The sequence below is a fragment of the Actinoplanes auranticolor genome, assembly GCF_018332655.1.
GTDB classification, from domain to species: Bacteria; Actinomycetota; Actinomycetes; order Mycobacteriales; family Micromonosporaceae; genus Actinoplanes; species Actinoplanes auranticolor.
On sequence record NZ_BOQL01000017.1, the window covers coordinates 23,960 to 49,385 of the forward strand.

Consider the following 25,426-nt stretch of genomic DNA (forward strand, 5'->3'; position numbering starts at 1 on the left):
TCACATGCAGTCGCCGGTAATACTGTGCCCGTTCCGGGGGCGGTTTGGGAACCGGCTGGGAAGCGACCCGGCGCACACTGAGCCCCGCAACCTTACGACCGCATCTTCATGGCCTTGTCGAGAGCCTGGTCCAGAACCACCAGCAGAGCATCCCGCACCGACCCCCGGAAGCGGGCGTCGAACTGGACGATCGGCACGTCATCGCGGACGGCGAGGGCCCAGCGGACCTCGTCCAGGTTGTAGCCGAGCTGGCCGTTGAAGGTGTTGACGCCCACCACGAACGGCAGCCCGGCGCGCTCGAAATAGTCCACCGCGGGATAACAGTCATCGATCCGGGTCGTATCGACCACCACGAGTGCACCGAGGGCGCCGCGGACCAGGTCGTCCCACATGAAGGCGAAGCGGGTCTGGCCGGGCGTGCCGAACAGGTACAGCTTCAGCGTGTGGTCGATGGTCACGCAGCCGAAGTCCATGGCGATGGTCGTGGTCGTCTTGCTGGACGCCTGGCCGGGGTCGTCCACGCCGACGCCCTCCATGGTCATCTCCGCCTCGGTGGTCAGCGGCGAGATCTCGGAGATGGCGCCCACGGTGGTCGTCTTGCCCACGCCGAAGCCGCCGGCCACGATGATTTTGACCGGCACCGGGGGCGCGGTCCGCTGGGGCCCGCTGGGCACGCGGGCCGTGCCGACGACGCGGTTGTCAGGATATGGATCGAAGTCCACGGATCACTCGCATGATGGTCTCGGGGTCGGGGAAGTCGTTCTCCAACACGTGAACGTCAAGGTGTCCGGCGGCCCTCAGATCGCCGACGAGAATCCGGGTGACGCCGAGGTGCAGCCGGAGCCGGGCGGAGATCTCCGCCACCGACAGCGGCTCGCCGCAGAGGTGCACGATCGCCCGCTGCTCGGGCGACAGACGCGCGGACAATGCGCCCGGGTGGGAGCTGACCTGGGTCTCCAGCCCGATGTTGGGGTCGAGCCCGTCGACGCGTCCGGACGTGAGGACGAACGGCCGCAGCGACGTGGTCTGCTCGCCGGGTGGGGGCCCGGAAGAGCCGGGTGGGGGCCCGGGAGAGGGGGCCGGCGGCGGTTCCGGTTGGTACCGCACGCCGGGGCCCGTGTTGCGCAGGTACGGCCGGACACCTGGCGCCGCCGGGTGTTCCGGGTCGTCGGGGTCGGCCGGGTGCCTCACTGCTGGACGGCGTTCTTCAATTCAGCGATGAGCCGCGGGCTGAGCGCGCCGCCGGCCCGGGTGGCGAACAGCGTCATCTCGTACGCCAGGGTGCCCAGGTTGGCGGTGCGGTCCGCGATGACGCCCAGCACCGAGCCGGCGCTGATCGCGGTGACCAGCAGGTAGCCGTCGGCCATGTCGATGATGACCCGGTTCAGGCTGCCCAGCGCGTACCAGCTCGCGGCGCCGCCGGCCAGGCTGGTCAGGCCGGACACGACCGCCGCCAGGCGCTCGGCGTTGGGCCGGTCCTTGATCGCGGACATGGCCATCAGCAGACCGTCGGACGAGACGGCGATCGCTTCGACGACTCCCGCGGTGCCGGACGTGAACGAGTCCAGCAGCCAGTTGAAGGTCTTCGCCTCGGCACTGAGCTGGGAGTGCGCGTAGTCGCGACCGTTGCCGGTTTCGGTGGAGTAGGGGGAAGTCATCGCGGTTGTCCCTCTGGTTGTGGCTGGGTTTCGTTCAGTGCTCGGGCGACACCGAACTCGAACTGTTCCATCGACGCGCGTGCAGCGTCCGGGTCGAGCGGCTGGGCCGGCGAGGCCGCCGGCACCGGGTTCATGGGTGGGTCACCCACCGGCAGCGTCGCGCCCGGTACCCGGCGGGTCAGCGGCGGGTGGCCGGCCGCCGGCGGCGAGGACATGTCCTGTTCGATGACGTCCCACTGGGCGCGGGACACGCCGGCCTCGAACGCTTCGAACGCCTCCCGGGCCGCCAGGGCGTCGTCCGAGGTGGGCGGCGTGACCGGAAGCTTGGGCCCGCTCTCCACCGGCAGCTGGTTGCCCGGCACCCGGCGCCGCAGCGGGGTGACGGGGGCACCGTTGCGCGCCTCCGGGCTCGTGCGCTGCTGCGGCACCGGCGGTACGGGCTGGGCCGGCTGCTGGAACTGGTTCGGCGGCTGGGGCGGGGCCGGCTGCTCGAACCGGGCGGGCTCGGGGCGGCGGTACGGGTCCGCCTCGGTGCGCTGGCGCGGGAGCTGGATCGCGTCGGACGGCGCCGACATGACGATCGGTCCCTCCACCACCTCGGGCTCGGCGTACCGGCCGGCCGAGGGCAGCTCCGGGGCGGTCGCCGGGAAGCGGCCGGCCACCGGCGTGCCGGCGCCGAAGTTGGCCGGCGCCTCGTACGCCGACTGGTGGGCCTGCTGCTCGGCGTAGCCGCTCGGGGCGGCCTCCAGCGCCGGGGCGCCCGCGCGGACCGGGGCGAAGGCGTTCCAGGAGCGGCCCGCCTCCAGGGTCTTGGTGGCGCGGTGCAGCACGTTGGCGTCGAAGGGCTGGGCGCTGCCCGGCACCGACCGGCTCGACGTGCCCGCGATCAGCGGCGCGAACTCGGTGTGGTGACTCGGCACGGTCGCGTGGATCGGCTGCATCGGCGGCATGGCCTCGCGGGGGGCCACGAGGTGGGCCGGGCTCAGGTCGACCCAGGCGGTGACGCCGCCCTCGGGGGTGTCGGTGAGGGTGACCTCGATGCCGTGGCGGCGCGCGAGGCGGCCGACCACGAACAGGCCGAGCACCTCACTGGGGGCCAGGTCGAGCCGCTCACGGCGGGTCAGCCGGGCGTTCTCCTCGGCGAGGCGTTCCGGCGTGAGGCCCAGGCCGTGGTCGACGATCGCCAGGCGGGCACCGCCGCGCAGTTCGGCCGCGGTGACGCTGACCCGGGTGTGCGGCGGCGAGAACGACGTCGCGTTCTCCATCAGCTCGGCGAGCAGCAGCGTCAGGTCGGCCAGCACGGCCGGCACGACCACGATCTCCTCCGGCACCTCGACGTCGACGCGGGTGTAGTCCTCGATCTCACCGAGGGCGAGCCGCACGACGTCGGAGAGGGCCAGCGGGGCCATGTGGTCGTTCGCGCCGACGGCACCGGAGAGCACGACCAGGCTGCTCGCGTTCCGGCGCAGACGGCTGGACATGTGGTCGAGCCGGTACAGCTCGCGCAGGCGGTCGCTGTCGGTCTCCCGGCGCTCCAGGTTGTCGATCAGGGCGAGCTGGCGGCCGACCAGGTTCTGGGTACGGCGGCCGACGTGGCCGAACATCTGGGCGACGTTGCGGCGGCCCTGGACCTGCCGGGCCACCAGCCGGGCGGCGGTGTTCTGCACCCGGTCGAAGGCCCGGGCCAGGTCGCCGATCTCGTCCTTGGCCTGCACGTCGACGGCGTCCAGGCGGATCGGCCGGGCCGTCTCGGCGTCGTCGTCGGCGACCCGCTCGAGTTCGGCCTCGGCGGCGCGGGCGATGCGCTCGGCCGAACCGGTCAGGCGGCGCAGCGGCCGGGCCACCGCGCGCGCCATCAGCAGCGACAGCGCGATCACGATCAGCAGCAGGAGCACCGCGCCGCCACCGACCAGGGTGGCGGTCCGCAGAGCGTCCTCCCGGTCGTCGGCCACGGCGGCGTCCACGTCCGCGGCGATCCGCTTCTCCACGAAGCCGCCGAGCACGATGACCGAGACCAGGGACGGGAACAGCGTGTCCGGCTTGAGCAGCTTGACCGCGGAGGCCGGGTCGGTGGCCGCCCGGGCGAAGAACTGGTCCCCCACGCGGGCCGCGAACGCCTGCTGGGCGCCCGTGTAGAGCTTGTACTGGTCGGGCGTGAAGTACGCCTGCGCGCCACCGATGATGAACTGCAGCTGCAGCAGCGTGGCCGAGAACAGGTTGGTCAGGCCGGCGTTCTGGGTCGCCACGGCCGCGGTCAGCTGGCTGGACGCCTGACTGATCAGGTCGTCACTGCGCAGCGCCTGGTCCAGCGCGAAGACCTGGCGGCCCGTGGCGCTGGTCAGGTCGGCGGCCTTCTGCAGGCCGAGCGCTTCGAGGATCGGCGTGATCACGGCGGTGAACTCGGCGGAGATCTGGTCCGGGCGGATGGTCCGGTTGAGGATGTTGGCCCGGGTGCCCTCGAGCTTCTTGACGTCGTCCACGGCCCGGGCCAGCTGCGGCGTGAGCGGCTGGTCGAGACGCTTGAGAGCCAGGATGCGGTCGGTCGCCTCGGCGCTCTGCACCACCAGCTGTGGCTGGTCGACCAGGCCGAAGAGGAAGCCGACCGCGAGCAGGCGTTCCTCCGAGAGCTCCTGGACGGCCGAGCCGACCTGGGTGGCGAGCAGGACCGTGTCGGCGGTGTCCTGGGCCTTGCCGGCCTCGTCGATGCGGTTGGCCACGATGGGCAGGGCGAGCACGATGACCCCGATGAGCGGGACCAGGACCAGCAGCGTCAGCTTGCCGAGGATGCGGAGCTTACCGAAGAGCACCGGATCGCTCCCGCCGTGTGGGGTTGGCCTCGCCGTAGGCCGGGGCCCGGTGCCCGGCGTCGGTGCGGCCGGGGTCGGGTCCGGTCGGGCCCACGTTCACGTCGCGGGTGCCCTCGTCGGGGATCGCCGGGAGGATGCGCCGGCCGCTGCCGGTCAGCGGCACCATCATGGCCGCGGCGACCAGCAGGACAGCGGCGGCGGCCGCGGCCAGCGCCACGATCATCTCGTTGTCCAGGCTGTCCAGCCGGTCGTCGAGCAGGGAGGTCATCTCCCGGGTCACGATGCCGGACAGGTTCGACAGGGAGGTCTGCAGCTGGCTCTGCGCGGTCGCCATGGTGGCCGCGTTGGGCGTGCCGCCCGGGTTCGCGCCGCGGGTCAGCGACTCCACCCCGCGGCGGAACGAGTCCAGGCCGTTCACCAGGTTGCCGCTCAGCGAGACGCTGGTGGTGTCGTCGACCGCGGCCTGCAGGTTGTCGGTGAGCTCGCTGACCGAGGAGTCCACGGCCTCGACGGCGGCACCGAACTGGGGGGTGAGCTGCGCCCGTACCTTGTCGTCGGCGCGGGCGACCAGCTGGCTGAGGTCTCCCATCCGGCTCACCTGCACGACCGATTCCGGCAGGTCGACGGCGACGGCCTGCTGCAGGTGCGAGATGTCGTTGTCCGGGTCGCGGACCAGCTCGGAGTTGTCCCGCACGGTGTCGTAGAGCGCCAGGGCCAGGTCGGTGACCTCCACGTGCGCCTGGAACACCGCGATCGGGTTGCCGGTGACCTTGGCCAGACCGTCGATCTTCTGGTTCAGGCCGGTCCAGCGGTCCCGGGTGTTCAGCTCGTCGCCCAGGCGCTGGTCCACGGCCGCGACGCCGTTGACCGCGGCGTTCAGCGAGCCGGGCGCGGCTGCGACGCCCGCCAGCGCCGAGGACTGTGCCTCGGCCAGCGCGCTCACCAGGGGAGCGAGGGCGGAGATGTACTCCACGCCCTGCTTCTCCCGCTGCGCGTCGTCGCGCTTGTCGGAGATGGTGCCCCACACGCTGGCGAACAGGATCGCCGCCGGGACAAGAATCAAGACCGTCAAAACAGCCGCGAGCGCTGAGCGCGTACGGGTTCGCCGGTTGTCCACCGAGACTGACATTGCCAATTCCTCCGCCATGCATCCGCGATAGACCGTTTTGGCGGCTACCCTCCGTAGCCAAGCGGGCGCACCGATCCGGGTCAATCTATCCGAGAAATAATCATGCGACCCCTTTCCAAGGGTCAGAGTTGGCTCGGCTGATCGGGGGATACGCCTCGGGGGCGCGGTAGTTGTACCGCAGTGCGGAAACCGGCCTCTGCCAGCACCGGAACGAATGGAAAAAGATGCTCGGGGGTTGCCTTCGGCAGCGCTGCGAACGAACTTCGGGGGGCCGTCCGGCGCTTGCTGGGTAGCCAGGAAAGCGTTCCACAATGGAAGCTGGCCGCGCCGTCCCCGAGTGTCTCCGTTCGGTAACGAACACCTTACGTAGCGCTAAAATAACACGCAGAGTAGTGAGACGGACACGGTGTCCGTCTCGCGATGCGGACGATTTCGTGAGAAAGCCCGCCCGGCGGAAGGCCGGGCGGGCTGTTCTGGCTGGTACGGATCAAGCGGTCAGAGGCGGGCGAGCGCCTTCCGGAGCGGATCGAGCCCCAGAGCGCCGAGATCCAGCGCCTGCCGGTGGAAGACCTTGAGGTCGAAGTCGGCGCCCTTGCGCGCCCTGGCGTCGTCGCGGGCCTGGAGCCAGATCCGCTCGCCGACCTTGTACGACGGCGCCTGGCCCGGCCAGCCGAGGTACCGCTTCCACTCGAAGCGCAGCACCTCTTCGTTCATCCGGGTGTGCGCCCGCAGGAACTCCCAGCCCAGCTCGGGCGTCCAGCGCTCACCGGGATGGAAGCCGAACGGATTGTCGCGCGGGATCTCCAGCTCCAGGTGCATGCCGATGTCCACGATCACCCGGCTCGCGCGCAGCGCCTGACCGTCGAGCATGCCGAGCCGGTCGCCCGGGTCGGCCAGGTAGCCGAGGTCGTCCATCAGGCGCTCGGCGTACAGGGCCCAGCCCTCGGCGTGCCCGGAGCAGAAGCAGAGCAGCCGCTGCCAGCGGTTGAGCAGCTCGGCGCGGTAGATCGTCTGGCCGATCTGCAGGTGATGGCCCGGCACGCCCTCGTGGTAGACGGTGGTCACCTCACGCCAGGTGGAGAACTCCGTCATGCCCTCCGGCACGGCCCACCACATCCGGCCCGGCCGGCTGAAGTCCTCGCTCGGCCCGGTGTAGTAGATGCCGCCGTCGCTGGTCGGGGCCAGGCAGCACTCGATGCGCCGGACCGGCTCCGGGATGTCGAAGTGGGTGCCGTCGAGCGCCGACACCGCCTTGTCGGCCAGCGCCTGCATCCAGTCGCGGAAGGCCTCCTTGCCGGGGATGCGCCGGGCCGGGTCGGCGTCCAGCACCGCCACCGCCTCGTCGACGCTCGCGCCCGGGCCGGCGATCTCGCCCGCGACCACGCGCATCTCGCGCTCCAGCCGGGCCAGCTCCTCGAAACCCCAGGCGTACGTCTCCTCCTGGTCCACGCGCGCGCCGAGGAAGTACTGCGACGCGCGGGCGTACCGCTCAGCTCCGGCCGCCTCCTTGTCCCGGCCGTGCGGGGCCAGCTCGCTGCGCAGGAACTCCCCGAAACCGGCCGTGGCGGCGGTGGCCGCCGCGGCGTTGCGCTGCAGCTCCGCGCCGAGCGTGCCGTCGGCGCCCAGCCCGTCGGCCAGCCGGTGGAAGAAGTTGTCGCGGGACGGATCCGTCCACGCGTCGCACTGCTCGGCGACCTCGACCATCTGCACCCGCGCGCTGACGTTGCCGCGCCCGGCCTCGTCGAGCAGGGTCCGCTTGTACTGCTCCAGGGCCCGGGGGAAACCGGCGAGCCGGGCCGAGATGTTCGCGACCGCCTCCTCGCCCTGGGTCGGCATCAGGTCGAAGACCATCCGCAGGCCGTGCAGCGGGCTGGAGATGACGTTCAGGTCGCTGGCGATGTCACCGGCGTCGTAGCGGGCGAGCTCCAGCCCCAGGCGCTCCTGCATCGCGTCCTTGGCGACGCGCTCGGCCTCGGTCTCGGGCTCCAGCGGGTCGAGCCGGGCCAGCGTGCTCCGGGTCAGCTCGGCCTGGGCCGCGAAGCCCTCCGGCGACAGGTCGTCGAGCTCCCGGTCGTGGCCGGGAACGCCGATGAAGGTGGCGCCGGTCGGGTTGAGCGGAGCCCACTCGTCGACGTAGCTGTTGGCGAGGTCATCAATCTGTCCCACGGGCCGACCCTACGGGAGCCACCGGCGCGGTGCGTCCCCTAATTACCGCCCGAGTGGCCGGCGGTCCACTCCAGCAGGCGGTCGGCCGGCCACGCATTCACCACCCGGTCCACCGGTACGCCGCACAGCGCCGCACGCTCGCAGCCGTACCGCTGCCAGTCGAGCTGGCCGGGCGCGTGGGCGTCGGTGTCGATGCTGAACAGGCAGCCCGCCTCCACCGCCACGGTCAGCATGCGCTTGGGCGGGTCCAGCCGGTCCGGCCGCGAGTTGATCTCCACCGCCTTGCCGTGCTCGACGCAGGCGGCCAGCACCTTCTTGACGTCGAAGTCGCTCGGCGGGCGGGTCCGCCCGGCCCGGTGTCCCTTGTCGCCGGCGCCGGCCGCGGCCACCTTGCGGCCGGTCAGGTGGCCCAGGATGTCCAGGTGCGGGTTCTCGATCGCCGCCAGCATCCGGCGGGTCATCTTCGTCGAGTCGTCCCGCAGGTTGCTGTGCACCGAACCGACCACCACATCGAGTCGGGCCAGCAGCTCGTCCTCCTGGTCCAGCGAGCCGTCGGCGAGGATGTCCACCTCGATGCCGGTGAGGATCCGGAAACCGTCGGGCAGTGCGTCGTTCAGCTTCGCCACGTGGTCGAGCTGGCGCCGCAGCCGCGCCGCGGTCAGCCCCCGCGCCACGGTCAGCCGCGGCGAGTGGTCGGTGAGCACCAGGTACTCGTGGCCGAGCTCGACCGCGGCCAGCGCCATCTCCTCGATCGGCGAACCACCGTCGGACCAGTCGGAATGCGCGTGGCAGTCCCCGCGCAGCGCCTCGCGCAGCGCCGCCGCCGCGCCCTGCAGATCCGTGCCCTCGGTGGCCGCCAGTCGCCGCAGATAGGCCGGCTCCTCGCCGTTCAGCGACTCAGCGACACATCGGGCGGTGACGTCACCGACGCCGGACAACTTCGACAGCGTGCCGGCGGCCACCCGCTCGGCCAGCTCCGCGGCGGGCAGGGCGGCGACCGTCGCGGCCGCGGACCGGAACGCCTTCACCCGGTACGTCGCCTCGTTCGCCCGTTCCAGCAGGAAGGCGATACGCCGCAGGTCAGCGACTGGATCACGAGATGCCATGGCGCCAGACTAGGGCTCAGGAGCGGCCGGCTGCGCGGTAAGCCTTGGCGCGGAAGCGCGGGTATGCCCGTCCGGCGTCGCGGTAGTAGCCCCACGGCAGCTCGGTCGGCCGGTCACCGATGGCGTCGAAGCGTTCGGCCGCCGCCTCGTGGTCGCCCGCCAGGTGGAAGACCAGGGCGAACCAGCCGTCCGCGGTCTGATGCCCGGGGATGCGGCGGAAATCCGGGTGCCGGACCGACTTGTCCGCGGCCGCGTGCACCTCCGCGCGCACCTGCGGCCGGGCCAGGTAGTCCTCGGGGCTGCCGTCGGCCTGCAACGCCGCCTCGAAGTGCGCCACCGCCACCATCGAGCCGAGCGAGCAACCGGCCGGCATGAGGTCGACGGTGTCACGGGCGAACGCCAGCGCCAGGTCGTCGCTGCCGCCCCACTTGGCGCACTTCTGCTGGAGCATCCGGGCGTGCGCGGCCCGGTGCCACCGGTCCCGGGCGACGACCTCCTTGAAACGCCGTTCCGCCTCGTCGGCACCGAGCCGGCGGCCAAGGGCCGTGGAGATCAGCTCGGCCCAGGCGGTGGCATCCGCCGGATCGCGGCTCACCGCCTCGTCCAGACTGTCCTCGGCGACCTCGAGACGGTGGAGGAAGGCAGCGGACTGCTCCTCGGACACCGTGCTCGCCGAGCCGCTGCCGCGGGCCTCCCAAGCCCACTGGACCGCGTGCGCGCCCTTGACCAGATGCGGCAGCGCGGACTCCGGCTCAGCGGCGAGCCACTTGCCGATCCACGGCTGCGGTCCACTGCGGCCGGCCAGCACCCCCACGTAGAAGGCGCGCAGGTCCTGGTCCACGACCGGGGTGAGTGTCGCCGAGACAGCGGACCAGTCGCCGCGCCCGGCCGCCTCGTCCAGCCGCCGCGCGGTCCCGTCGCCGAGACAGGGGTCGATGACGACAGACGACCTGCCGGCGCGCTTGAACGGCCACATGGCGATGAGTCCTCCTCGGCTCCGGACGGATGCTAGACGCGCATCGGAGCCGCCGGAAGGGGTTGCCGGGCAAAGATCGAGGTCGGTATCTTCCCTGCGCCGTCCGGTGCAGCCGGGCGTTGCCACGGGGAGGAAACACCAATGCTGCGCGCTGCCGCGTCCGTCTTCATGCTGCTCGGTTTCTATGTCGTCGCCCTGCTCCAGCTCGCCGCCGTACTGGCGTTGGTGGTGTGGATCTCGGTGGTCGGCAACGCCGGCGTCGGCATCAAACTCGGCCTGCCCCTGCTCTTCGCGGTGGGTGCCACCGGCGTGGGACTGTGGCGGGCCATCCGTACGCAGCCGGAGCCGCTGCACGGCCTGGTCGTCGCGCCGCACGACGCGCCCGAGCTCTGGGGCCTGGTGCACCACCTGGCGAACGAGGTCGGCACCCGTACGCCCGACGAGATCCGGCTGGTGCCCGAGGTCAACGCGGCGGTCAGCGAGGACACCAAGCTGCTCGGCCTGATCGGTGGCCGGCGCCGGCTCTACCTGGGCATGCCGCTGCTGCAGGCGCTCAGCGTCGACCAGCTGCGCTCGGTGGTGGCGCACGAGCTGGGCCACTACTCCGGCGCGCACACGCGGCTGGGCGCGGTCGCGTACCGGGGGCGGCTCGCGATCGGGCACACCATCGGCCGGATCGGCCGGTGGAACCCGGTGGGCTGGACCTTCCGCGGTTACGCCCGCCTCTATCTGCTGGTCGACAACGCCGTCTCGCGCCGTCAGGAGCTGGACGCGGACCGCGCCTCGGTGCGGGTCGCCGGCCCCGACGTGGCCATCTCCGCCCTGCGCGAGCTGCCGGTGATCGACGCGGCCTGGGACTTCTACTTCGACCGGTACCTCAACCAGGGTTGGGAGGCCGGCTTCGCGCCGGACGACTTCTTCGGCGGTTTCGGCCGGCTCGTCGCGGCCCGCCACGAGGAGCTCGCCAGGCTGCGCGACGACCAGCCCGAGCAGCACCGGTCGCGCTGGGACACGCACCCGTCGCAGACCGAGCGCATCGCGCTCATGCGGACCGCGCCCCGGGCGGCGCACCCGGTGGACGGCCGGCCGGCCGCGATGCTGGTGCCGTCGATCACCACCGTCGGCATCGCCCTGCAACGCGAGGTCGTCGACATCGGCAGCCGCCAGGTGCTGCCCTGGCCGCAGTTCACCGCGGCCGCGGCGACCGCGAGCCTGCAGCGCAAGGCGGACCGGGTGTTCCGCTCGCTGGGCCGGCTCACCGGCACCGAGGACCCCGGGCTCGGCACGCTCTTCGACCTGGTGGCGGCGGGCCGGCTGGGCGAGCTGGCCGAGGAGTTCTACCCGGACGCCACCCGCAAGGAGGCCGCGGTCAAGTTCGTCGGCGCCATGGACATGCTGTTCACCCTGGCGGCGATCCGGTCCGGCACGGCGTACTGGCGGCACTCGTGGACCGAGCCGGCCACGCTGGTCGACGCGCACGGCACCGAGCTGGACTACGAGCAGATCGCCAAGCTGGCCGTCTCGCCCGCCACGCTGGAGGAGGCCCGGGCCCGGCTGGCCGAGGCCGGCATCCGGGTCGAGGCCGCGGCGATCGTCGAGCGCCGGGCCACCGCCGGCGGCTCGGACGTGATCGGCGCGATGGCCAACCTCAAGGTCGACGGCCTGCACACCGACCTGGTGCTGCTGGACCGGGGCCTGGTGTTCGTGCCCGCGCCCAAGTCGACCGACAAGGGCAAGGACCGGTTGCACTCTCTGCTGTCGTCCGGGCCGGTCGAGGAGCTCGCCACCCGGTTCCGGTTCCTGCCGTACGAGGAGATCGTCGCGGCCACCGTCAGCAAGCGCACCCCGGTCAAGGCGGAGCTGCGCACGCACGCCGGCGTGACCGTCACCGTCGAGGAGCGCTGGACCGGGGAGCAGCTCGGCGAGAGCCGGGAGGCTCTGCTCAGCGTGCTGGACCGGATCGCGGACCGCTCGGTCGTCTGAGCCCGGTTGGTTAGGCTCCGCCCATGCGGACGATCGACTGGGTGGACGACGCCATCGAGATCATCGACCAGACGGCGTTGCCGGGTGAGGTGCGCGTGCTGCGGCTCACCACGGTCGCCGAGCTGGTCGCGGCGATCCGGTCGCTGGCGGTGCGCGGGGCGCCGGCGCTGGGGGTGGCCGGGGCTTTCGGGGTCGCGCTGGCCGCCCGGCAGTTCGCCGGGGACGAGCGGGCGCGGGCTGACGCCGTACAGCTGGTGGAGCATGCCCGGCCGACTGCCGTGAACCTCGCCCGCGGCGCCCGGCGGGCAGCCGCGCTGCTCGCCGCCGGGCCGCCGGCCGTGCTGGCCGAGGCCTGCGCGGTGCGCGACGAGGAGATCGCCGCCTCGGCCGCCATGGCCGCCCTCGGCGCCGACCTGATGGTCGAGCTGTGCGGTGCGCGGCCGCGGCTGCTGACGCACTGCAACACCGGCGGGCTGGCCGCGGTGACCGGCGGCACGGCCCTGGGGGTGGTGACCGAGCTGCACCGCCGGGGCGCGCTGGCCGGGGTGATCGCCAGTGAGACCCGGCCGCTGTTGCAGGGTGCCCGGCTGACCGCGTGGGAGCTGCGCGAGGCCGGCATCGACTTCCGGGTCGCGGTGGACTCGGCCGGGCCGTTCCTGCTGGCCCGCGGCGAGGCCGACGCGGTGATCCTGGGCGCGGACCGGATCTGCGCCAACGGCGACGTGATCAACAAGGTCGGCAGCTACGCGCACGCGCTCGGGGCCCGCCGGGCCGGCCTGCCGTTCGTCGTGGTCGCCCCGGAGTCGACTGTGGACCTGGACACCCCGGACGGCGCCGCGGTGGAGATCGAGGACCGGGGCGCGGCCGAGGTCACCGACTACGCGGCCGCGGTCAACCCGGCCTTCGACGTCACCCCGCACGACCTGGTGACGGCGATCGTGACGGACCGCCGGGTGATCCGCCTCGACCGCGGCGAGCGGCCTTAGGCGGCCGGCTGCCAGGGCTCGAGCCAGGGCGACGCCGGCCAGCCCTCGGCGGCGGCCATGATCGGGTACGCGGTCCCGCCGTCCACAGCCTCCCGGATGATGTCGGCGTGCCCCGTGTGCCGGGCCGTCTCCTGGATCAGGTGCAGCAGCATTGGCCTGTCTCCTGTCCTGTTGTCCGGGGTTACCGCCTCAGCCTAGGAACCATTGCGGCCACTTCCTGGCCGCATTGTGGAGACCTTGTCGTCCCGTACCGCCGTCACCCAGCCACCGGCCCGGCCCAGCGCGAGCAGCGCCTCCGGCTCGGCTGTCATCTCGGCTGTCTCGCCGGGAGCCGCCGGCCAGGCCCGGCGCAGGTCGCTGGGCGTCCGCAGGCGCTCGGTGAGGGCCGCGACCGGGTCCGGCGCCGCCAGTTCCCGGCCGTAGCTCTGCAACTCGGCGACGATCCCGGCCAGCACGTCGCCTACGGCCGGGGCGTTGCCGCCGCACATGGCCGCGATGAGCTCGGGCCGGGTGCCGGCCACCCGGGTGCCGTCCCGGAACGAGCCGGCGGCCAGCGTGCCCGCCAGCGGATTGCCGGCCAGCACCGTGCTCAGGGCGGCGGCCAGCAGGTGTGGCACGTGGCTGATCTCGGCGACCGTCCGGTCGTGCGCGGCGGCGGTGACGGGCACGACGCGGGTGCCCAGCGCGGTGTACAACCGGGCCAGCGCCAGCCAGTCCGCCAGGTCGGTGCCGTCCTCCTCCAGGCACAGCACCCAGGCGCAGCCGTCGAACAGGTGCGGGTCGGAGGCGAGGAAGCCGGAGGACTCCTTGCCGGCCATCGGGTGCCCGCCGACGAAGCGGCGCCCGCGCAGCAGGTCACGCACGGGCCCCTTGACCGAGGTGACGTCGGTGATGAGGCCGGGATAGCCGGCCAGCTCGGCCAGCACGCCGGGGATCGCCGGGAGCGGCACGGCCAGCACGACGAGCTCCGTGCCCGCCACCGCCTCGGGGATGGTCTCGGCCACCCGCCAGTCGCCCTTGATCGGGATGGTCCGGGTCCCGGGGTCGGCGGTGGGCGGCAGCTCGGCCGCCCGGGCCAGGCTCCGGGCTTCCTCCCGGGTCTGCCGGCTCATGTCGTGACCGGCCACCCGGTGCCCGTGGGCGGCCAAGGCCCGCAGGAGAGAGCCGCCGATGAGACCGAGGCCGATGACTGCGACGTTCACGCGGCAGACTCTCGCACACGATCGGCATCAGCCGTACGGACCTGTCGGTTTTGGTCCGTTTCGCCACTGGTCCGGGAGGATCGTCACCCTTACGGTGATTGTGTGACGTACATGGACAAACTGGCCATACTGGGCGTCGTCGGCGGACTGCTCACCGCGCTCGCCACACCGGCGCAGGCAGCGCCGTCGGAGTCACCGGACGCCGTGCCGAGCTTCAACGGGACCGTGCTGGCCGTGGCGTACTCCGGCAGCACCGTCTACGTCGGGGGCGACTTCACCGCCGCCGTCGTCAAGGGCAAGGCGGTCGCCCGTAGCCGGCTCGCCGCGATCAACGCCGCCACCGGTGAGCTGCTGCCCTGGGCGCCCACCGCCGACGGCCGGGTCAAGGCCATTGCCACCAGCGGCTCGGCCGTCTACGTCGGCGGGGACTTCGGCACCGTCAGCGGCCAGCGGCGCGACAGTCTGGCCCGGCTCGACGGCCGCAGCGGCGCCGTCGCCGGCACCTTCAAGCACAGCATCGAGGGCCGCCCGTACGCGCTGGCCGCCACCGGTGGCCGGCTCTACCTCGGCGGCTCGATCACCAAGGTGAACGGGCAGAGCCGCACCCGGCTGGCCGCCTTCAGCCTGAGCACCGGGGCCCTCGACACCAAGTGGAAGCCCACCGCGGACGACCAGGTCGAATCGCTGGCCACCGGCGGCGGCCGGGTCTACGCCGGTGGCAAGTTCCACAAGGTCAACGGCACGAGCGGGTACAACCGGCTGGTCGCCCTGGACCCGGCGTCGGCCGCGATCGTCACCGGTTTCAAGCCGAAGCCGCCGGTGATCACCTTCGCCGTCGCGGTCACCTCGACCGGCGTCTACACCGCGCACGGTGGGCGGGGCGGCGCGGCCAGCAGCTACAGCACCACCGGGGCCAAGCGGTGGACAGCGACCTTCGACGGCAACGCTCAGGCGATCGGCGTACTGGGCGACACCGTCTACGTCGGCGGGCACTTCGACCGGGCGTGCCGGACCGCGCGGACCGGAAGCCAGGGCACCTGCCTGGACGGCTCGGACGACCGGGTCAAGCTCGCGGCCCTCGCCACCACCGACGGTCACCTGCGCGACTGGACCGCCGATGCGAACGGCGTCGACGGCGTACTGGCCATGGCCGTGCACCCCGGCCTCGGTGCGCTCGCCGTCGGCGGCGCCTTCACCACGATCGGCGGACGGTCACAGAAACGCTTCGCGCAGTTCGGCTGAGCCGGTTCCGGAAAGCTTTATCCGCACGGCGGGGCCGCATCTCTTGGGCGAGGGATGCGGCCCTGTGCTGTGCGTCAGGCCTTGCAGTTGTGCGCCTTCTTCCACTTCGCGACCGTGGCGACCGGGCTCTTGTTGCCCTTGGCCCGCCAGGACTTGAGGAACGGCGCCGGCCACACCACGCCGCGGCGGACCTTCCAGTCGCCGGTCTCGGCGCACGGCGGGGAGATGCCGTAGTGCAGGTGGCAGACGTTGTTGGCGTTGCCGGTGCGGCCCACCTTGCCGAGCTGCTGACCGGTCTTGACCCGGGCGCCGACCTTGATGCCGGTCTGCACCTTGCTCAGGTGCGAGCCGTAGTAGCGCACGCCGTCGTCGCCGAGGATCGACACCGACAGGCCACCGTTGAGCGGACCGTCCGGCGCGCCCTTGACGTACTGGTCCTTGCGGCTGACCTCGAGCACGACGCCGCTGGTGGTGGCCACCACGGTCTCACCGCAGTCGGCGAAGATGTCCGTCGCCGGATATTTCGCGTGCGTGGGGTGGAAGGCCACGTTGGACGCCTTGACCGGGAAGGCGTACCTCAGTCCGGCCGGCGCCGTCCGGGGCGCCTTGCTGGGCGTCTTCTTCGGGGTGGCCGAGGACGTCACGGTGCCGCCCGCCGGCGCCTTCTCCGGGGTGGCGGCGGGGCTCGGCGTGGGAACAGCCGAGGCCGACCGCGACGGCTCCAGGAACTGCGGCGCGCTGGTGGTCGTGGGCGCATCGCCCGGCGAGCCGCAGGCCGCGAGCGAGAACGCCGCGACGGTCAGAACCGAGAGGGTACGCAGGGAAAGCACCGGGCCATCCTGGCAGACGCCAACAGTTCCCGCTGACCCAGCGGAGGTGGATAGGCTGGCCGGGGATCGTCCGACCCCGCCGGATGGAGGCGACATGGCCGAACAGCACGGGACCTGGCCCGCAGCGGCGCAGCCACCCGCCGGCTGGCTGCCCGACCGCCCGGCCGCTCCCGTCGGGCTGCCCCCGCGGCCGGTCTACCGCGAGCCGCACCCCATCGGCGTCGCCCCGCTGCTGTCCGGTGTCGGTGCGGCGGTGGTCTGGTTCGCCCTGTTCGGCAGCCTCGGCCGCGACCTGGCCGGCTATGCGTGGTGGACGCTCACCGCGGCCGTCTCCGCCTGGGCGGTCGCCATAGTGCTGGCCCTGCTGGGTGATCGCGGCGTCGCCACCGGCGTGGGCCTGGCGGCGGGCATCGGTCTATCGGTCGCCGCCGGTTTCGTGACGGCCCGCTGGATCTCCACGAACGACTGGCCGTTGTGGTGAATGTCCAGCTCTGCACCCCTCTGTCATTGACGATCAGTACCCCCGTGGTGGCGCAGCGCACTCGGCCTTGACGAACGTCGCGCGGCTGGGCACGCTCGGCCTCATGGCCCACGTACCGCAACGGCTCGACCCCGATCGCCGCCGTCGCCGCCTGGAGCTTCTGGCCGCACTGGCCGATGCGAAGTCCGCCCGCGAGCACAGCCAGCCGCAGCGTCTGCGCGGCGCCCGGCTCCGCGAGCTGATCGCGAATCGCCGCCGCCACGCCAACTGAGCCCACCCGCGGCGGAAAACTCAGGCAAGTTCGTTACATGAGCTACCCCCTTCGGGGCGTGGCGCGGCACCAGCGCCGCACCACCGGCTACCGTCAGGCGCTGAGGACCGCAGTTTCGTGGGGGGATTCGTGTCGACTTTCGCTGCCGCCGTCGCCCGGGGCAAGAACGGCTGGACGGCATCCGAGCTTCAGCTCACCGGCGCCGCCGACCTGGACGAAGTGGTGGACCGGCTGCGCGACGCCGAGCCGGACGCCGAGCTGTCGCTGTTGTTCGTCGAGGCCGACGACCAGTACCTGGTGATCCTGCGCCTGGACGAGGGTGAGGATGTACGGGTGTTCTGCTCCGACTCGGCGTTCGCCGACGAGTCGCGGCTCGGCGCCCTGCTGCTCGCCGACGTGGAGACGCCGGCGCTGGAACTGGACGAGCTGGCCGCGCCGCGCGTGGCCGACGACGACGATGAGGACGACCGGCCGGCCGCCGACCCCGACGCCGACCCGGTCGGTGACGTCGAGCTGCTCGCCGACCTCGGGGTCAGCTCACACCGGCTGCTGACGCTGTGCGGGCTCGAGGGCATGCTCCCGGCCGACGTGACCGCGGAGATCTGCCAGAAGCTGGGCTGCGGCGACGAGCTGGAAGAGCTGCGCGAGGTCTGATGCTCCGCCCCCGGCACGAGTCCTGGATGCGGCGGGCGCTGTCCGTCGCGTCCTCCTCCGCGGAGGACGTGCCGGTGGGTGCGGTCATCTACGGTCCGGACGGCGTCGAGCTGGCCGCGGCCGGCAACGAACGCGAGCTGACCGGCGACCCGACCGCGCACGCGGAGATCATCGCGCTGCGGCGGGCCGCCGTCCTGACCGGCAGCTGGCGGCTGACCGGCTGCACCCTCGTGGTCACCCTGGAGCCGTGCACGATGTGCGCCGGGGCGCTGGTGCTGGCCCGGGTGTCCCGGCTCGTCTTCGGCGCCTGGGAGCCGAAGACGGGCGCGGTGGGCTCGCTCTGGGACGTGGTCCGGGACCGCCGGCTGACCCACCGGCCGGAGGTCTACGCGGGCATCCTGGAGGACGAATGCGCCGCACTGCTGCGGGACTTCTTCCGGTCCTAGGGTCTTGTCTCGGCCCTACGCGATGGCGGTGTCCAGGCCGATCTGCACCATGTCGGAGAAGCCCTGCTCGCGCTGGGCGGCATCCATCTTGTCGCCGCGCTTGATGTGGTCGCTGACGGTCAGGATGGTCAGCGCCCGAGCGCCGTAGCGGGCCGCGATCGTGTAGATGGCGGCCGACTCCATCTCGACGGCGAGCACGCCGTAGTCGGCCAGGGTGTCGTACAGGTCCGGCCGGTCGGTGTAGAAGGCGTCCGCGGCCAGGATCGGGCCGACCCGCAGCGCGACGCCGCGCCGGTCGGCGACATCGGCCGCGGTACGCAGCAGCGCGAAGTCCGCGACCGGCGCATAGTCGACCAGCCCGTCGAACCGCACCCGGTTCATGTTCGAATCGGTGGCGGACCCGATCGCGGCGATGACGTCACCGAGATTCAGATCCATGGCGAGGGCCCCGCAGGAACCGATCCGGATCAGCGACTTCGCGCCGTACTCGTTGATCAGCTCGTGGGTGTAGATGGAAGCCGACGGCATCCCCATGCCGGACCCCTGGACGGAGACCCGCACGCCCTGCCAGGTGCCGGTGAAGCCCAGCATGCCCCGCACCTGCGTGTAACAGACGGGATCGGTCAGGAAGGTCTCGGCGATCCACTTCGCCCGCATGGGGTCACCCGGTAGGAGGACCCGCTCAGCGATGTCGCCCGGCTGCGCGCCGATGTGCACACTCATGGCCGAGATCCTGCCAGGCGGGCCGGGCGAAGGTGCCACGACCTCGCGCTTTACCCAGGAGGGTAACCCGGCGGCGAACCCGGTGAGCCATCCGGTAATCTACTGCGCGGTGGTGTGTCCGAGCGGCCTAAGGAGCACGCCTCGAAAGCGTGTGAGGGTGCAAGCCCTCCAAGGGTTCAAATCCCTTCACCACCGCCAGCAACAGGCGAAACGCCCGGCAGTCTGCCGGGCGTTTCGTCGTCTTGCGGCAGTGCTTTCGGGCCCTGGCGTGTAGCTACCCCGTGGTGGAGAGGCGGCGTAGCGCCGGCGGGGCGACGATCCGCAGGGCCGCGTTCTGCTCGGCGCACACGGCGAGCGCGTCCCCCAGCGCTTCCCGGGTGGCCACGACCGCGGCGTCGTCGGCGATGGTCGCGGCCTCGTCGAATGCCAGGGTCAGCGTGGTGAGCGGTTCGTCGCGTAACTGGAATGCGCCGCTCACCAGCGGGAGCAGCCGGCGCATGTCTTCGGCCGACAGCGTCCCGAAGATGTGGATGGTGTCCTGGTCGTCGGTGAACATCCTGCTCATCACAAGATCGTAGACGGTGCAGGCATCGCCTTCAGTCGATGAGTACGCGAGCTGTCCCGAGCCGTGCTGGGCCCACCCTCGGGCCCGGGACGATACCGCGTTGTACGACGGGCCGGACAGGGCAGCACGTGGTCCGTACAGTGCGCAGCATGCGAACGTCTTTCGTCGCGCCGGCAGCCGCCGTTCTTGTGCTGTCCCTCATTCCTGCTGTGCCGGCATTTGCCGGTGCGGCCGCGGACACCGCGCCGCCCGAGCTCAAGTCGATCACCCTGGAGCGGTCCTCGGTCACCGTGTCCGGCGTCCGGACCGAGCTGGTCGGCGTGTCCGTCCGGCTGACCGACGAGACCGGTGTCAGGCCGATCGAGTACATGGCGAGCGAGTACCTGGCGTCGCCGGCGTTGAGGATGAGCGCTTCGCCGAACTCCTGGGTGTTGCTCCGGCTGGCCGAGGGCACCGAGCAGGACGGGATCTGGACCGGCACCATCCCGGTCACCTCCGCCTGGAGCGGCGCGATCCAGCCGGTCGGCATCCATGCCACCGATCAGACCGATGCCAACGTGCTGAGCGCCGATCCTCGGACCCTCGTCGACACGCCCACGCTCCAGGTGCAGAGTTCGCACCGGCCCGCGCTGGACATGACGTTCTCGCCGGAACCCGCCATCGCCGGCAAGCCGGTCACCCAGAAGATCCGCGTCTGGGACACCGCCACCGGTAAGCCCCTGGCCAATCAGCCGGTGGTGCTCGGCATCGACAACGGTTGCGTAGAGCCGGGTGAGATCACGACGGTCAAGACCCGGGCCGACGGTACGTATCAGCGGACCCTCAGCGCCGCCCGGTGGCAGTGGGCCCAGTGTGCCTGGGTGCCCGGGGTCGACCAGCCGACGATGCCGTACCCGCCGACCGTCATCGCCCGTGACAGCGGTGGGGTGCGGACCATGCGTTACTCGGTCAGTGCGACACCGGCCGCGAAGTCGGCGCCGGTCGGTAAGAACGTCGACGTCAACGGCAGCGCGACTCCCCTGCACAAGGGCAAGGTCATGCACCTCCAGCGGCTGTACGCGGACAAGACCTGGCGCAAGGTGAACTCCGCCACGGTCCGGACCAGCGGCCGCTTCACCCTCGTGGCCTCCCCGCCGGGCAAGGCCACGTACTCGTATCGCGTCTATGCGCCGGGCGACAGTTACGCGGTCGGCAGCCTCTCCAAGGTGTTCAGTATCCGCGGCACCTGAGCGGTCCGTCCGGGGGAAATCCCCCAGCTGAAGGCTCGGGTGATCGAGGCCCGGAATCTCACCAGGCGATACGGCCGGACGGTCGCCGTCGAAGCGCTCAGCTTCGACGTGCGGCCGGGCAGTGTCACCGGCTTCCTCGGCCCCAACGGGTCGGGCAAGTCCACCACCATGCGGCTGGTCCTCGGGCTGGACCGGCCCGGACGCCGGCCGGGCGTTGGTCGGCGGCCGCCGCTACCGCGAGCTGCGCGGGCCGCTGCGCGAGAACGCGGGCATCGCCGAGGGCTCGTGGTGAGCGGCGGAACCGTGGAGAAGCATGTCGCGAGCATCTTCGACAAGCTTGGCCTGCCGCCGGACGAGGCGGACAACCGCCGAGTCCTGCGCTACCTGAGCTCGTGAGCCCGCGCACCAGCTCTTACAGCGATCGCGCCCACTGGTGCCAGTACTCCGCTGCTGCCGCCGTCTGACGCGCCACGTGCTCGGGCGCCCGGGGTGCCGGCCACATCTGCAGGAGATAGCGGTCGACGGAATGCTCGTCGCTGCCCTCCTCCACCTCGTCCATGCCGCTGGCGCAGTAACGGACGCGGTAGTCACCGCCGGGGATGGGCAGCGGGTGCCAGCCGCTGCCGCCCCACTCCGACAGCGTGATCTCGCCGCCGTCCGCGACGAACGACACCTCGACGGCTTCCTCCCACGGGTCGTCCAGGGCCGGCTCGCGGTCGTGCAGCTCGATCCGGAAGCTGACATCGCCGGTGTGCGTGGCGGTCATCAGGAACAACATGCCGGGGACCGCGGCCCCGCACAGGCCGTTGCTCTGTCCGCGGAACGACTCGTCCATCTCGCCGTCCATCCGGGCGGTTGAGCTCTCGACGTAGATCTGTCCGTAGGCGACGAACACGTCCTGATCCAGCAGGACCTCAGCAGGCATGCGCAGACTCTACGATCACCGCCATGGTGCGCGGACGATTGCCGGCGGTCGCCGCGGTGGCGCTGATTCTCGGGCTGGCCTTCGGGATCCGCGCGTGGAGTGACGGCTGGCTCGAGCAACACTCCGGCACCGCGCTCTACGCCTCGATGATCTACGCGGGGATGTTCGTGCTCCGGCCGGCCTGCCCACCCGTCCGGGCCGGTGTGCTCGCGGTCGCCTTCTGCTGGGCCGTGGAGGCGTTCCAACTCACCGGCGTTCCGGCGGCGCTGGCGGAGCGGAGCCTGGCGGCTCGGCTGGTGCTGGGCGCGCGGTTCGACTGGGCGGACGTCGCCTGGTATCCCGTCGGCGTCGTGCCGCTCGTCGTGCTGCACCTGCTCGTCATCCGGCGCGCAGCCGTTTCCGCAGCCACAGCGGGTCGGGGTTCACGTGTGGGGTCCCCGCCAGGATGACGGTCGGGACGGTCTCGTTGCCGTCGGCCACCGCGCGGACCGCGGCCGCTCCCTCCGGGTCCTTCCAGATGTCGACCCAGTAGGCCCGCCGCGATGTGACACCCAGCACCGTGCGCAGCCGCATGCAGAACGGACAGCCCGGGCGCCAGTAGACGATCGCCCGGCCGTCGGCGGCGCTGCGGCGCTGCGCTTCGGCCGCCGGTATCGAGCGCGGAAAGATCAGCGGCGACACGAAGGCCGCCAGCAGGGCGAAGGCGAGGAAGACGAACACCGACCGGCCGACCGCCCAGAGCAGGGCGCCGAGCACCAGGAGCAGACCGGCCGGACCCCATCGACGAAGCATGATGGGGACGCTACGCCAGCGGGGCGAGGCGCCGCGACTAGCCGTAAGGTGCGCTCTCGTGCCCACCGCGATCTCATTGCTGCTGCTCCTGGCGGTGCTGGGCTTCGCGGTCGTACGGCCACGGGGCCTGCCCGAGGCTGTCGGTGCCGTTCCGGCCGCCGTGCTCACGGTCGTGGCCGGGCTCGTGCCGTGGCGTGACGCCGTGCACGAGCTCGGTGACCTCGGTCCCACCGTGGGCTTCCTCGCCGCGGTGCTGCTGCTCGCGTACCTCGCCGACCGCAGCGGGGTCTTCCGCTTCGCCGGCGCGGTCGCGGCGCGGTGGAGCGGCGGTTCGCCGCAGCGGCTGCTCGGCATCGTCTTCGTCATAGCCGCCGCCGTCACGGCCGCGCTCAGCCTCGATGCCACCGTCGTGCTGCTGACCCCGGTCGTGTTCACCACGGCGTCGGCCCTGGCCATCCGGCCCAAGCCGCACGTGTACGCCTGCAACCACCTGGCCAATTCCGCCTCGTTGCTGCTGCCGGTGTCGAATCTCACCAACCTGCTGGCGATGTCCGCGGCCGGCCTGTCGTTCCTCGGTTTCGCCGGACTGATGGCGCTGCCCTGGCTGGCCGTCATCGCCGTCGAGTACGTGATCCTGCGCCGCTTCTTCGCCGATGATCTGGCGACGCCGCCGCACCGGCCGCCGGTCGAGCCGGTTCCGGCCCCGCGCTTCGCCCTGGCGGTGCTCGGCGTGACGCTGGCCGGCTTCGCGCTGGCGTCCCCGCTCGGCGCCCACCCGGCGTGGGTGGCGCTGGCCGGTGCTCTCGTGCTCGCCGTACGGCTGCGGGTGGGCCTGCCCACCCTGGTGCGGAAGGCGAATCCCGGGTTCTGCGTCTTCGTCCTCGCGCTGGGCGTGGTCGTGCTGGGCGTCAGCCGGAGCGGCTTCGGCACCCTGGTCGACCGGGTGGCACCGCACCACCCCGACCTGCTCGGCCTGCTGGCCATGGCCTTCCTGGCGGCGCTGCTGGCCAACGTGCTCAACAATCTGCCGGCGACTCTGATGCTGCTGCCGTTCACCGCGCACAGTCCCGGTCTGGTGCTGGCCGTGCTGCTGGGCGCCAACATCGGGCCGAACCTGACCTACGTCGGCTCGCTCGCCACTCTTTTGTGGCGCCAGATCCTGCACAAGAGTGGTCACCCGCCCGTGACGGGTGAATTTCTCCGGCTGGGTGCACTCACTGTGCCGGCCTGCCTGATCGTCGGGGTGGCGTCACTGTGGGTGAGTCTGCGAGTGTCGGGGTTGTGAGGATCCTGGTGTGGGTCACCGAGGGCACGTGGCCGGCCTGTGTCGATGCGGTCCGCGCCCTGCCCGGGGACGTGACGTTGCTGCATGTCGTGGATGTCGCGACGGCCGCCGCGCTGAGTGGGCCGGTGGGTCTGCTCGGGCGCTCCGGCCCCGCCGATCAGGGGGAGTTTCTGCTGGCCGAGGCCGCGATCGAGCTGCTGGACGCGGCGGCTGCCCGGCTCGGCCGCGGTGCCGTCCGGCAGACCCGGCAGGGCCGGCCGGAGCGCGAGGTGGTGGCCGCCTGCGCCGATGTCGATCTTCTGGTGCTGGCCCGCGACGGGGACCGCAGCCGGCTCGGGCCGCGTAGTCTCGGCCACCACGCCCGCTTCGTCGTCGATCACGCACCGTGCCAAATATTACTTGTCTGGCCGGAGTCGACGCCGGCCCTCCGGACCCTTCCGCCGCCGCCTCACCATGATCAAACTCGCTGATCAGGTGACGGATGCGTGTCGGTACCGTTTCGTCCCTGGCGAACCGGCGTTGTTACCTGGGAAGATTACCGGGAGTAACAGTTAATACGCCGCCCTAATATGTCGTGTCTGCGCAAGGCGTGGGGCCGAAATCCACCGGATCGGACAACCCGTCCCACCCTGGCGGCGAAAAAGTTTCACACGACGGCCTCGCGCAAAGGTGTCTATGTCTGCCTTAAGGTTGGTCAGGTGAGAGTTGAGCAGCACTGGTGGAATGGTGACAACCGGCTCGCGCGCCGGGATGTCTACGTCCGCACCGACGGCGAAGTCTGGGAGGTCGAGGCCCAGATGGGTGGCCCCCAGGGCAAGTCCAAGGTGCAGCAGTGTCCAGGAAAGGCGTCCGCGCTGATCCTGGCCGACGCGTGGCGCGGTCCACGCTGGCAGTGGCGCAAGCTCTGAGCGCCAGGAGCCGGGCTGTGCCGCACGCTTGAGCTTCTCGGCCAGCCGATAGTTGTCGATCAGGCCGGACCCTGCGGGGTCCGGCCTGATTCTGTTAGAAACGGCCGATGCGCCCCGCCGCCGGCCAGGTACTGCATTTCTCCGAAGACCCCGCCATCACGCGCTTCGAGCCGCACGTCGCGGCCACCGCTCAGCAGCCTGAGCCGTACGTGTGGGCGGTCGACGCCGAGCAGGCCCCGGCTTACTGGTTCCCCCGGGACTGCCCCCGGGTCCTCGCCTGGCCGGGCCCGGAGACCACCGCGGCCGACCGCCGCTTGCTCTTCGACCGGCGGGTGCATGTCATCGAGTACGGCTGGCTGCCGGCCCTGCAGACGATCCGCCTGTACGCGTACCGCTTCGACGCCGCCCCGTTCCGCCCTTTCGGCTCCCCGCAACCGCACGCGATGGTCGCGACCACCGCCGTGACCCCGCTTGCGCCGGCCGAACCCGTCGGTGACCTGCTCGCCCTGCACCGGTCCGCGGAGATCCAGTTGCGGCTCGTCACCGACCTCTGGCCGTTTCTGGACGAGGTGGCGGCGAGCTCGCTGCGGTTCAGCGGGATCCGCCTGCGCAACGCCGATCCGCGAAGGTGAAACAGCGGACGAACTGTCCGCCATCGGCCGTTCGGGTGGATCTACGCTGTGAAGCCCCTCAACCAGGACGAAAGTGATGCCATGCAGGCCACCGTGACCGACACCCGTTCCGACGTCGCTGTGCTGCGCCTGAGTGGCGAACTCGACGCCGACACCGCCACCCAGCTGCACAAGGTGCTCGCCGAGCTGCTGGAACGGCCGGTGCCGCGCATCGTCGTGGACCTTTCGGACCTGAAGTTCTGCGACTCGGTGGGGCTCAGTGCGTTCATCACTGCCAAGCAGGTGATCGCCGCACGCGGGGGGTGGCTGAGCTTCGCGGGGGCCAACCGGTTCCTGGCCTCGCTGCTGGCGACCGTGGGCCTGAGCCGGTACTTCGCCATCTTCCCGGAGGTGGAGGACGCGATCGCGGCGGCGCAGATGTAGCGCCGGA

Annotated in this window: 28 protein-coding genes, 1 tRNA gene and 2 pseudogenes; 16 read left to right on the top strand and 15 right to left on the bottom strand. The window is 71.7% G+C overall.

Annotation, left to right across the window (positions count from 1 at the left end; genetic code table 11):
* Positions 1 to 92: 92 nt before the first annotated feature.
* The 8 genes from Aau02nite_RS08470 to Aau02nite_RS08505 form a co-directional block, all read right to left on the bottom strand.
* Positions 93 to 722 carry a GTP-binding protein gene (locus Aau02nite_RS08470; RefSeq protein ID WP_212987768.1) on the bottom strand — a complete coding sequence of 210 codons (630 nt, stop codon included), beginning with the start codon at positions 720 to 722 and terminating at the stop codon, positions 93 to 95.
* Entirely contained in the window at positions 700 to 1,191 is a 492-nt protein-coding gene (locus Aau02nite_RS08475; protein ID WP_212987769.1) for a DUF742 domain-containing protein, read from the bottom strand. The genes Aau02nite_RS08470 and Aau02nite_RS08475 overlap by 23 nt, the downstream gene beginning before the upstream one ends.
* Positions 1,188 to 1,658 carry a roadblock/LC7 domain-containing protein gene (locus Aau02nite_RS08480; RefSeq protein WP_203768908.1) on the bottom strand — a complete coding sequence of 157 codons (471 nt, stop codon included), beginning with the start codon at positions 1,656 to 1,658 and terminating at the stop codon, positions 1,188 to 1,190. The genes Aau02nite_RS08475 and Aau02nite_RS08480 overlap by 4 nt, the downstream gene beginning before the upstream one ends.
* Positions 1,655 to 4,465, bottom strand: a complete 2,811-nt coding sequence (locus tag Aau02nite_RS08485; RefSeq protein WP_212987770.1) for a sensor histidine kinase — start codon at positions 4,463 to 4,465, stop codon at positions 1,655 to 1,657. Before Aau02nite_RS08485 ends, Aau02nite_RS08480 begins: the two co-directional genes overlap by 4 nt.
* On the bottom strand, positions 4,452 to 5,528 hold the full coding sequence (locus tag Aau02nite_RS08490; RefSeq protein WP_246594997.1) for a hypothetical protein: 1,077 nt from the start codon (positions 5,526 to 5,528) through the stop codon (positions 4,452 to 4,454). Before Aau02nite_RS08490 ends, Aau02nite_RS08485 begins: the two co-directional genes overlap by 14 nt.
* 561 nt (positions 5,529 to 6,089) lie before the next feature.
* A complete protein-coding gene (locus tag Aau02nite_RS08495) occupies positions 6,090 to 7,760 on the bottom strand; it encodes a DUF885 domain-containing protein (RefSeq protein WP_212987772.1) in 1,671 nt (556 codons plus the stop codon).
* A gap of 38 nt (positions 7,761 to 7,798) precedes the next feature.
* Positions 7,799 to 8,866: a PHP domain-containing protein gene (locus tag Aau02nite_RS08500; RefSeq protein ID WP_212987773.1), complete on the bottom strand. Its 1,068-nt coding sequence runs from the start codon at positions 8,864 to 8,866 to the stop codon at positions 7,799 to 7,801.
* A gap of 16 nt (positions 8,867 to 8,882) precedes the next feature.
* Positions 8,883 to 9,842: a DUF4034 domain-containing protein gene (locus Aau02nite_RS08505; protein WP_212987774.1), complete on the bottom strand. Its 960-nt coding sequence runs from the start codon at positions 9,840 to 9,842 to the stop codon at positions 8,883 to 8,885.
* A 141-nt stretch (positions 9,843 to 9,983) separates the two neighbouring features.
* On the opposite strand from Aau02nite_RS08505, the gene Aau02nite_RS08510 reads away from it, so the two are divergent.
* Positions 9,984 to 11,825, top strand: a complete 1,842-nt coding sequence (locus Aau02nite_RS08510) for a M48 family metallopeptidase (protein WP_212987775.1) — start codon at positions 9,984 to 9,986, stop codon at positions 11,823 to 11,825.
* A 23-nt stretch (positions 11,826 to 11,848) separates the two neighbouring features.
* The gene (gene mtnA / locus Aau02nite_RS08515) at positions 11,849 to 12,811 is read left to right on the top strand and encodes an S-methyl-5-thioribose-1-phosphate isomerase (protein ID WP_212987776.1); all 963 of its coding nucleotides are present in this window, start codon (positions 11,849 to 11,851) and stop codon (positions 12,809 to 12,811) included.
* Here mtnA and Aau02nite_RS08520 read toward each other — a convergent pair.
* Positions 12,808 to 12,996: pseudogene (locus Aau02nite_RS08520) on the bottom strand (mycothiol transferase); the annotation flags it as partial. The gene mtnA and the pseudogene Aau02nite_RS08520 sit on opposite strands and share 4 nt — an antisense overlap.
* A gap of 9 nt (positions 12,997 to 13,005) precedes the next feature.
* Entirely contained in the window at positions 13,006 to 14,013 is a 1,008-nt protein-coding gene (locus Aau02nite_RS08525) for a prephenate dehydrogenase (protein ID WP_212987778.1), read from the bottom strand.
* A gap of 111 nt (positions 14,014 to 14,124) precedes the next feature.
* Here Aau02nite_RS08525 and Aau02nite_RS08530 point away from each other — a divergent pair, with 111 nt between their 5' ends.
* On the top strand, positions 14,125 to 15,255 hold the full coding sequence (locus Aau02nite_RS08530) for an NHL repeat-containing protein (protein ID WP_212987909.1): 1,131 nt from the start codon (positions 14,125 to 14,127) through the stop codon (positions 15,253 to 15,255).
* Between the two features lie 74 nt (positions 15,256 to 15,329).
* Here the strand turns inward: Aau02nite_RS08530 and Aau02nite_RS08535 are convergent, their stop codons facing one another.
* Positions 15,330 to 16,085: a M23 family metallopeptidase gene (locus Aau02nite_RS08535; RefSeq protein ID WP_246594998.1), complete on the bottom strand. Its 756-nt coding sequence runs from the start codon at positions 16,083 to 16,085 to the stop codon at positions 15,330 to 15,332.
* 94 nt (positions 16,086 to 16,179) lie between these two features.
* Between Aau02nite_RS08535 and Aau02nite_RS08540 the strand changes: the two genes are divergently transcribed.
* From Aau02nite_RS08540 to Aau02nite_RS08555, 4 genes are all read left to right on the top strand, one after another.
* Entirely contained in the window at positions 16,180 to 16,566 is a 387-nt protein-coding gene (locus Aau02nite_RS08540; RefSeq protein WP_246594999.1) for a hypothetical protein, read from the top strand.
* Positions 16,567 to 16,633: 67 nt separating this feature from the next.
* Positions 16,634 to 16,837: a hypothetical protein gene (locus Aau02nite_RS08545; protein ID WP_212987928.1), complete on the top strand. Its 204-nt coding sequence runs from the start codon at positions 16,634 to 16,636 to the stop codon at positions 16,835 to 16,837.
* 129 nt (positions 16,838 to 16,966) lie between these two features.
* Entirely contained in the window at positions 16,967 to 17,491 is a 525-nt protein-coding gene (locus Aau02nite_RS08550) for a tRNA adenosine deaminase-associated protein (RefSeq protein ID WP_212987780.1), read from the top strand.
* Positions 17,491 to 17,937 carry a nucleoside deaminase gene (locus tag Aau02nite_RS08555; RefSeq protein WP_212987781.1) on the top strand — a complete coding sequence of 149 codons (447 nt, stop codon included), beginning with the start codon at positions 17,491 to 17,493 and terminating at the stop codon, positions 17,935 to 17,937. The genes Aau02nite_RS08550 and Aau02nite_RS08555 overlap by 1 nt, the downstream gene beginning before the upstream one ends.
* Positions 17,938 to 17,952: 15 nt before the next feature.
* Here the strand turns inward: Aau02nite_RS08555 and deoD are convergent, their stop codons facing one another.
* Complete coding sequence (gene deoD, locus Aau02nite_RS08560; RefSeq protein WP_212987782.1) at positions 17,953 to 18,660, bottom strand: purine-nucleoside phosphorylase; 708 nt, start codon at positions 18,658 to 18,660, stop codon at positions 17,953 to 17,955.
* Positions 18,661 to 18,768: 108 nt separating this feature from the next.
* Between deoD and Aau02nite_RS08565 the strand changes: the two genes are divergently transcribed.
* Positions 18,769 to 18,858, top strand: a tRNA-Ser gene (locus tag Aau02nite_RS08565).
* A gap of 76 nt (positions 18,859 to 18,934) precedes the next feature.
* Here the strand turns inward: Aau02nite_RS08565 and Aau02nite_RS08570 are convergent.
* Complete coding sequence (locus Aau02nite_RS08570) at positions 18,935 to 19,225, bottom strand: hypothetical protein (RefSeq protein ID WP_212987783.1); 291 nt, start codon at positions 19,223 to 19,225, stop codon at positions 18,935 to 18,937.
* A gap of 149 nt (positions 19,226 to 19,374) precedes the next feature.
* On the opposite strand from Aau02nite_RS08570, the gene Aau02nite_RS08575 reads away from it, so the two are divergent.
* Positions 19,375 to 20,454, top strand: coding sequence for a hypothetical protein (locus tag Aau02nite_RS08575; RefSeq protein ID WP_212987784.1), 1,080 nt, complete (start codon positions 19,375 to 19,377; stop codon positions 20,452 to 20,454).
* A gap of 39 nt (positions 20,455 to 20,493) precedes the next feature.
* Positions 20,494 to 20,710, top strand: a pseudogene (locus tag Aau02nite_RS08580) (ATP-binding cassette domain-containing protein); the annotation flags it as partial.
* A 156-nt stretch (positions 20,711 to 20,866) separates the two neighbouring features.
* Here the strand turns inward: Aau02nite_RS08580 and Aau02nite_RS08590 are convergent.
* On the bottom strand, positions 20,867 to 21,379 hold the full coding sequence (locus tag Aau02nite_RS08590) for a hypothetical protein (protein ID WP_212987786.1): 513 nt from the start codon (positions 21,377 to 21,379) through the stop codon (positions 20,867 to 20,869).
* Between the two features lie 23 nt (positions 21,380 to 21,402).
* On the opposite strand from Aau02nite_RS08590, the gene Aau02nite_RS08595 reads away from it, so the two are divergent.
* The gene (locus Aau02nite_RS08595) at positions 21,403 to 21,828 is read left to right on the top strand and encodes a ribosomal maturation YjgA family protein (RefSeq protein WP_212987787.1); all 426 of its coding nucleotides are present in this window, start codon (positions 21,403 to 21,405) and stop codon (positions 21,826 to 21,828) included.
* Here the strand turns inward: Aau02nite_RS08595 and Aau02nite_RS08600 are convergent.
* Positions 21,758 to 22,171: a glutaredoxin domain-containing protein gene (locus Aau02nite_RS08600; protein ID WP_212987788.1), complete on the bottom strand. Its 414-nt coding sequence runs from the start codon at positions 22,169 to 22,171 to the stop codon at positions 21,758 to 21,760. The two genes, Aau02nite_RS08595 and Aau02nite_RS08600, sit on opposite strands and share 71 nt — an antisense overlap.
* Positions 22,172 to 22,229: 58 nt before the next feature.
* Here Aau02nite_RS08600 and Aau02nite_RS08605 point away from each other — a divergent pair, with 58 nt between their 5' ends.
* The 5 genes from Aau02nite_RS08605 to Aau02nite_RS08625 all read left to right on the top strand — a co-directional run bounded on the left by Aau02nite_RS08605 (position 22,230) and on the right by Aau02nite_RS08625 (position 25,419).
* The gene (locus Aau02nite_RS08605; RefSeq protein WP_212987789.1) at positions 22,230 to 23,456 is read left to right on the top strand and encodes an ArsB/NhaD family transporter; all 1,227 of its coding nucleotides are present in this window, start codon (positions 22,230 to 22,232) and stop codon (positions 23,454 to 23,456) included.
* Positions 23,453 to 23,926: a universal stress protein gene (locus Aau02nite_RS08610; protein ID WP_212987790.1), complete on the top strand. Its 474-nt coding sequence runs from the start codon at positions 23,453 to 23,455 to the stop codon at positions 23,924 to 23,926. The genes Aau02nite_RS08605 and Aau02nite_RS08610 overlap by 4 nt, the downstream gene beginning before the upstream one ends.
* Before the next feature lie 228 nt (positions 23,927 to 24,154).
* Positions 24,155 to 24,364, top strand: coding sequence for a hypothetical protein (locus Aau02nite_RS08615; RefSeq protein WP_203768881.1), 210 nt, complete (start codon positions 24,155 to 24,157; stop codon positions 24,362 to 24,364).
* Between the two features lie 107 nt (positions 24,365 to 24,471).
* Positions 24,472 to 24,996 (top strand): DUF6886 family protein, encoded by a 525-nt coding sequence (locus Aau02nite_RS08620; RefSeq protein WP_212987791.1) that lies wholly within the window; start codon positions 24,472 to 24,474, stop codon positions 24,994 to 24,996.
* An 81-nt stretch (positions 24,997 to 25,077) separates the two neighbouring features.
* Entirely contained in the window at positions 25,078 to 25,419 is a 342-nt protein-coding gene (locus Aau02nite_RS08625) for an STAS domain-containing protein (RefSeq protein ID WP_212987792.1), read from the top strand.
* Positions 25,420 to 25,426 lie beyond the last annotated feature (7 nt).

Bases quoted from the DNA above. Each gene is read 5' to 3' on its own strand.
- Aau02nite_RS08480 (WP_203768908.1), bottom strand. From the start codon at position 1,658: ATGACTTCCCCCTACTCCACCGAAACCGGCAACGGTCGCGACTACGCG.
- Aau02nite_RS08500 (WP_212987773.1), bottom strand. From the start codon at position 8,866: ATGGCATCTCGTGATCCAGTCGCTGACCTGCGGCGTATCGCCTTCCTG.
- Aau02nite_RS08505 (WP_212987774.1), bottom strand. From the start codon at position 9,842: ATGTGGCCGTTCAAGCGCGCCGGCAGGTCGTCTGTCGTCATCGACCCC.
- Aau02nite_RS08510 (WP_212987775.1), top strand. From the start codon at position 9,984: ATGCTGCGCGCTGCCGCGTCCGTCTTCATGCTGCTCGGTTTCTATGTC.
- mtnA (WP_212987776.1), top strand. From the start codon at position 11,849: ATGCGGACGATCGACTGGGTGGACGACGCCATCGAGATCATCGACCAG.
- Aau02nite_RS08530 (WP_212987909.1), top strand. From the start codon at position 14,125: ATGGACAAACTGGCCATACTGGGCGTCGTCGGCGGACTGCTCACCGCG.
- Aau02nite_RS08540 (WP_246594999.1), top strand. From the start codon at position 16,180: ATGGCCGAACAGCACGGGACCTGGCCCGCAGCGGCGCAGCCACCCGCC.
- Aau02nite_RS08555 (WP_212987781.1), top strand. From the start codon at position 17,491: ATGCTCCGCCCCCGGCACGAGTCCTGGATGCGGCGGGCGCTGTCCGTC.
- deoD (WP_212987782.1), bottom strand. From the start codon at position 18,660: ATGAGTGTGCACATCGGCGCGCAGCCGGGCGACATCGCTGAGCGGGTC.
- Aau02nite_RS08570 (WP_212987783.1), bottom strand. From the start codon at position 19,225: ATGAGCAGGATGTTCACCGACGACCAGGACACCATCCACATCTTCGGG.
- Aau02nite_RS08575 (WP_212987784.1), top strand. From the start codon at position 19,375: ATGCGAACGTCTTTCGTCGCGCCGGCAGCCGCCGTTCTTGTGCTGTCC.
- Aau02nite_RS08590 (WP_212987786.1), bottom strand. From the start codon at position 21,379: ATGCCTGCTGAGGTCCTGCTGGATCAGGACGTGTTCGTCGCCTACGGA.
- Aau02nite_RS08595 (WP_212987787.1), top strand. From the start codon at position 21,403: ATGGTGCGCGGACGATTGCCGGCGGTCGCCGCGGTGGCGCTGATTCTC.
- Aau02nite_RS08600 (WP_212987788.1), bottom strand. From the start codon at position 22,171: ATGCTTCGTCGATGGGGTCCGGCCGGTCTGCTCCTGGTGCTCGGCGCC.
- Aau02nite_RS08620 (WP_212987791.1), top strand. From the start codon at position 24,472: ATGCGCCCCGCCGCCGGCCAGGTACTGCATTTCTCCGAAGACCCCGCC.
- Aau02nite_RS08625 (WP_212987792.1), top strand. From the start codon at position 25,078: ATGCAGGCCACCGTGACCGACACCCGTTCCGACGTCGCTGTGCTGCGC.